This window comes from Qingrenia yutianensis (genome assembly GCF_014385105.1).
GTDB lineage: Bacteria > Bacillota > Clostridia > UMGS1810 > UMGS1810 > Qingrenia > Qingrenia yutianensis.
The window spans coordinates 1-840 of the sequence record NZ_JACRTE010000077.1 but is presented as its reverse complement, the minus strand read 5'-3'; the positions used below and the strand labels follow the sequence as shown (position 1 = coordinate 840).

The window sequence follows — 840 nt, the reverse complement described above, 5'->3', positions numbered from 1 at the left end:
GTGAAAGGTTAAAAGAAGTGGATGATGAGTTATATAAAAGAAAGGGGTAGAATTTATGAATTACAAAGCAAGCGTGAACCTTATTAACAAACCCGGAAGCTTAAAGGGAGTTGCCTCGGTTTCCATCAATGACGAGTTTGTTGTAAAAGGTGTGAGGATTTTTGAGGGCAATGACGGTCCGTTTGTGTCAATGCCTTCCCGTAAGGCAGGAGCCAAATATGAGGATATTTGTTTCCCGATTACAAAAGAGGGAAGAGAAAATCTCCACAGTGCGGTGCTTGAAGCATACGAACAGAAATTAACACAGCAGGAGGAGCAGAACCATGAAGAGGGGAAAGAAACAAAAAAGGCAGGGAATAAAAAGTCTCAAAAGCGTTCAGACGGACAAAAAACTGCCGAAAGCAATACCGAATTGCAGGCGGATCAGAATGAACAGACCGAGGCAGCCCCGGTAATGAATATGTGAGGTGAACAGCTATGGCGGTGGAATTTTACCGTTATTCATACAGGACAGCGGAGCATGACGGCGATGTTGAGGAATACCGAGCAAGCCGTGATGAGAACAGACGATGCACGGAATTCATTCAGCATCCGCAAACCGGACTTTATGCAAACGCATATAAAGATAATGTTGTAGATAAAGACGTAACCGTTTTATCCATCTGTTCGTTAAACATAGAATACATATACGGATAGCTTGAGGAAATCTGCCTTGTTACCCTATTGAGTGTTGACAAAATCTTTTCTTTATCAGCCTTTGAAAATGTCTTTTTATTCTGAATAAGTTCTTCAACCTCTTTTGTGGTTTCCGCAAGCTGTCTCGATATCTCATTCATACCT

At 41.8% G+C, this 840-nt stretch carries 3 protein-coding genes; 2 read left to right on the top strand and 1 reads right to left on the bottom strand.

The window, feature by feature from the left end:
* Positions 1–55 precede the first annotated feature (55 nt).
* Positions 56–466: a SpoVG family protein gene (locus tag H8706_RS12140; RefSeq protein WP_262432699.1), complete on the top strand. Its 411-nt coding sequence runs from the start codon at positions 56–58 to the stop codon at positions 464–466.
* A gap of 11 nt (positions 467–477) precedes the next feature.
* Positions 478–696 (top strand): DUF3849 domain-containing protein, encoded by a 219-nt coding sequence (locus H8706_RS12490; protein WP_394354579.1) that lies wholly within the window; start codon positions 478–480, stop codon positions 694–696.
* On the opposite strand, the gene H8706_RS12135 is transcribed toward H8706_RS12490, so the two are convergent.
* On the bottom strand, positions 606–840 hold a 235-nt coding region (locus tag H8706_RS12135), incomplete at its 5' end, for a hypothetical protein (RefSeq protein WP_394354580.1). The genes H8706_RS12490 and H8706_RS12135 overlap by 91 nt on opposite strands.